The 4,677-nt window shown below is 68.3% G+C and carries 3 protein-coding genes; all 3 read right to left on the bottom strand.

Features of this window, described 5'->3' with window-relative positions:
* Positions 1–187: 187 nt before the first annotated feature.
* Positions 188–1,966: an NAD(P)/FAD-dependent oxidoreductase gene (locus AC5JDC_RS14985; RefSeq protein WP_495842287.1), complete on the bottom strand. Its 1,779-nt coding sequence runs from the start codon at positions 1,964–1,966 to the stop codon at positions 188–190.
* A 280-nt stretch (positions 1,967–2,246) separates the two neighbouring features.
* Entirely contained in the window at positions 2,247–2,960 is a 714-nt protein-coding gene (phoU, locus tag AC5JDC_RS14980; RefSeq protein WP_495842285.1) for a phosphate signaling complex protein PhoU, read from the bottom strand.
* A gap of 194 nt (positions 2,961–3,154) precedes the next feature.
* Positions 3,155–4,420 carry an ATP-binding protein gene (locus AC5JDC_RS14975; protein ID WP_495842283.1) on the bottom strand — a complete coding sequence of 422 codons (1,266 nt, stop codon included), beginning with the start codon at positions 4,418–4,420 and terminating at the stop codon, positions 3,155–3,157.
* Positions 4,421–4,677 lie beyond the last annotated feature (257 nt).

Below are 4,677 nucleotides of genomic sequence, written 5' to 3'. Positions count from 1 at the left end.
GAGCCATCGCCAAAGGTTGGGTTCTCAGAGATGTGTGCATGCCGTAGCCGCTTTGCGGGGGCGAGGAACCGCTGCCGCGAGGGCGGCGCCTCTCCAGCCTGGATTCCTCGCGCCCACGGAGTGGGGGAGAGGTGTCGAGGGCGTAGCCCGAGACGGAGAGGGGGCCTTATCGAGGCTCCCGGCCAGCTTACCCAGGCGCCCCATACACCGGCGTTTCCAGCCCTTCCATGCGCGCCTTGAGCTGCAGCGCCACGAATTTCGAATAGAAGCGCGACAGCGCCAGGTTGCCGCCGTGGAACCACAGCGCCTCCTGCGCCGTCGGCTTCCACATGTTGCGCGGCTCGCCCTGCCAGGGGCCGGGGTCGCCGCGCACGCCGGAGCCGAGGCCCCAGCACGGCCCGATCGCGTCGGCCACCTCGCGCGACACGATCTCAGCCACCGTCTCGTGCATCGACTGGTAGCCGGTGCAGGCGATGACGGCGTCGGCCTTGATCTCGCTGCCGTCGTCGAACAGGATGCCGGTCGGCGTCAGCCGCTCGATCGAAACGCCGCTGCGCACGGCGATCTCGCCGTCGATGATGAGCTGCGAGGCGCCGACGTCGATGTAGTAGCCCGAGCCGGTGCGGTAGGCCTTCATCATCAGCCCGGTCTCGTCGTCGCCGAAGTCGATGGCGAAGCCGGCGGCGGAGAGCCGGTCGTAGAAGCCGGCGTCGCGCGCCCGGATGCGGTCGTAGAGCGCCTTCTGGCCTTCCGGCAGCAGCGCGAACGGCATGGAGGCCACGATCATGTCGGCCTTGTCGACGGAGATGCCCTTGGCCAGGGCGTCCTCGGAATAGACCTCGAAGGCGAGATCCATCAGCGTGTCCGACTTCACCACGGTGGTCGGCGAGCGCTGGATCATCGTCACCTCGGCGCCGGCCTCCCACAGGTCGACGCTGACGTCGTGGCCGGAGCTTGCCGCGCCGATCACCGCGCAGCGCTTGCCGCGGAAGCGCGCGCCGTCGGCATACCGGCTGGAATGCAGGATCTCGCCCTTGAAGTCTTCAGCGCCGGGCAGTGCGACCATGCGCGGCGGGCCGTAGGCGCCGGTGGCGAAGACGAGATGTTTCGGCTTCAGCGTCACCCGCTCGCCGTCGCGGTCGACCGTCACGGTCCAGACCTTTTCCGCTTCGTCATAGGATGCGGCGGTACAGGTCGAGCGCGTCCAGTAGGTGAGCTCCATCACCCGCGCATACATCTCCAGCCAGTCGCCCATCTTGTCCTTGGGCGTGAACACCGGCCAGTGCTCGGGAAAGGGCATGTAGGGCAGATGGTCGTACCAGACCGGATCGTGCAGCACGAGCGAGCGGTAGCGGTTGCGCCAGGAATCGCCGGGGCGGTCGTTCTTCTCCAGGATGATGGCCGGCACGCCGAGCTGCTTCAGCCGCGCGCCGAGCGCCATGCCGCCCTGGCCGCCGCCGACGACCAGGCAATAGGGCTGCTCGGTGGAGCCGAGCGCCGCTTCCTCGCGCCGGCGGGCCTCCGACCAGGTCTCGCGGTTGCGGTCGGCCCTGTGGGTGACGCCGAGCGGCCGGCCCGGGCCCTTGCGCTCCTCGAAACCCTTCAGCTCGCCGACGGCGGTGAAGAAGGTGCGGCAGCGGCCGTCGCGGAGCCGCAGCATGCCTTCCCCGCGCGCCACCGCGGTCTCGAAGGTGAACCATGCCTCGATCGTTCCGTCTTTCGCCGTCGCCTCCCCGGCGATCCGCCAGTTCGACGGACGGGTCGCGGGAAGCGTCGCAGCCAGCATGTCGCGGATCGCCGGCCGACCTTCGAAGGTTTTGATGTTCCAGGTGAAGGCCAGCAGGTCGCGCCAGTAGCAGTCGTCGAGGAACCGGCTCGCCGCCGTGTCGATGTCGCCCTTGTCGAGCGCCGCGGCGAAGGAGCCGAGCCAGGCCGCCGCCTGGAGGGTGGGTGTCTTGTCGAGCATGTCTTCCCCTGCTTTCAGTTCCGGTCGTTTCATCCCGCCCTCTGCCTCGCGCTGCCTCCTCCCCTGGTTGCAGGGCCGATGCGCATGACAAACCGAGTCGGGCCCGGCCGCCTCGCTCCCGGATCGGGAAAAGGCGGTCGTGCGTCCGGAGACATCGTGGACACTTTTTGGGTGTCAGTCGAGGCCTTCGATGCGCACGGTTGCAATCGCTGGTGTCTGAAGAAGGTGCCGGCCGCCACCGACGGCCCTGGGGAAAGGCGAGGCGGGCGGCCGCGAGCGCTCAGGACGGCCCGATCCGCACGCGGTGGCTCTTGTCTTCCTTCGGCCGGTTCGCCGGAAGCTGCTCGCCGGTGACGATGTAGTAGATCGTCTCGGCGATGTTGGTGGCGTGGTCGCCGATGCGCTCGATGTTCTTGGCGCAGAACAGCAGATGCGTGCAGGGCGTGATGTTGCGCGGATCCTCCATCATGTAGGTGAGGAGTTCGCGGAACAGCGAGGTGTACATGGCGTCGATCTGGTCGTCGCGGTCGCGCGTCGCCCCCAGGCGGTCGACGGCGCGCGTCGCATAGACGTCCAGCACGTCCTTGAGCTGCGTCAGCGCCAGGTCGGCAAGCGCCTGCAGGCCGCGGAACGGGCTGGTCGGGTCGAGACCGTCGGCGACGGCGATGGTGCGCTTGGCGACGTTCTTGCCGAGATCGCCGACCCGCTCGAGGTCGGCGGCGATGCGGATGGCGCCGATGATCTCGCGCAGGTCGACGGCGAGCGGCTGGCGCCGGGCGATCATCAAAATGGTCCTGTCGTCGATGTCGCGCTGCGCCTCGTCGAGGAACAGGTCGTCGGCGATGACCTTGCGTGCCAGGGTCGGGTCGGCATGGACCAGCGCCGAGACGGCCTGGTCGACCATGCGCTCGGCATGGCCGCCCATGGCGGCGATCTTGCGCGTCAGATGTTTCAGCTCGTCGTCATAGGCGCTGACGATGTGATGCGATGGCATGACGGTCATGGTTCTGCAACATGCTCGGACGCGTTAAGGTAGACTCCGCCAGACCCTTAGACCAGCCGTGTTACAGTATGACGAATCCGCCTATGGCACGTCACGTGAAAGAGGATTCACGCGACGTGCCATAGAATCTTGATTTTGTGCATATCTTTATCCCGAAACCGTTGCCCGCTTTCGGGAGACATGCGCTATTCGGCCGGAAGGTGGACCGTGAAGGCCGATCCCTCGCCCAGCCGCGAGCTGATCGCCAGCCGGCCGCGGTGCCTGGTGACGATGTGCTTGACGATGGAAAGGCCAAGGCCCGTGCCCTTCTGGGCGCGGCTGCTGTCGACGTCCACCCGGTAGAAGCGCTCGGTGACGCGGGGAATATGCTCTTCCGGAATGCCCGGGCCGAAGTCGCGCACCTCGATGGCGACCTCGCCGGCCGCGGTGGGGACGACCGACACCACCACGCGGCCGCCCTGCTGGCCGTATTTGCAGGCGTTCTCCACCAGGTTCTCGAAGACCTGGAACAGCTCGTCCCGGTCGCCGGCGACCTCGATCCTGCCGGGACCCACCTTGTTCTCGATGACCACGCCGCTGTCGGCCGCGAGCGGGCGCAGCGTATCCACGACATTCTCGACCACGCCGACCAGGTCGACCCTGGCGCCGGCCGCCGACAGCGCCTTCATCTCCAGCCGCGACAGCGACAGCAGATCGTCGATCAGGCGCGCCATGCGGGCGGTCTGGTTCTGCATGATCTGCAGGAACTGCTCGCGCGCCGCGGCGTCGTTCCTCGCAGGTCCGCGCAGCGTCTCGACGAAGCCGGCGATCGAGGCCAGCGGCGTGCGCAGCTCATGGCTGGCATTGGCGATGAAGTCGGCGCGCATGCGGTCGATGCGGCGCGCCTCGCTCTGGTCCTTGAAGACGACCACGAACAGGCCCGAGCCGTTGCCGACCGCGGTCGCCGTGACCCGGTAGACGCGCTCGATCGGGATGCGCTCGACATGGTCGACGGTCATCGACGGCGCCTCGCCGGACAGCATGCGCTCGAGCAGTTGCTGCAGTTCGGGGGCGCGGAACTTCAGCGGCAGCAGGATGCCGGGTTCGATGTTGCCGAAGGCCGTCGCGGCGGCGCTGTTGGCGAGCACCACCGCCCCCCTTTCGTCGAAGACGATCAGCGGGTCGGCGACGGCGGCGGCCAGGTTCGCCGCCGAGAGGTTTTCCGGCAGCGGCGCGCGGGCGCCCGCCGCCTCGGTGGCGATCCGGCCGGATGCGAGGCGGCGCGGCACCAGCGCCGCGACGGCGACCAGCGCGGCGATCGCCGCCAGCACGAGCGGCAGCGGGCCGCCGCCCGCGGCATGCAGCAGCAGGATCGCGGCGACGCCCGCCGCAAGCAGCCAGCGCGCCTGGCCGAGGCGGCCCCATGCAAGCCGCGCCAGCCGCCGACCGTCCTTCGCTTGGTTTTCCGCCATCGACCGTCGCTCGATCCTCTCCCGCCGCGGGTCGCGCCGCCGACGGTATCATGCCACCCAATATCGCTGAATCGGGCGAAAGTGCACGGAAAGAGAGCCGACCCGCGTAAAGGGTCGATGACACCGCTGGGGATAAGGCCGGCAGCCTGCCCCGCTCCGGCTACGCGGCGGTCCTGACATGCGGCGTCTTTTCCCAGTGATGCGGCCTTATGTAGGAAAGGCACCAAGATCCTACGTAGGGGCCGGTCCTTCAACAG

This window comes from Kumtagia sp., assembly GCF_059502445.1.
Note: the sequence above shows the minus strand (reverse complement) of the source record. Positions and strands in the feature narration are given on the sequence as shown.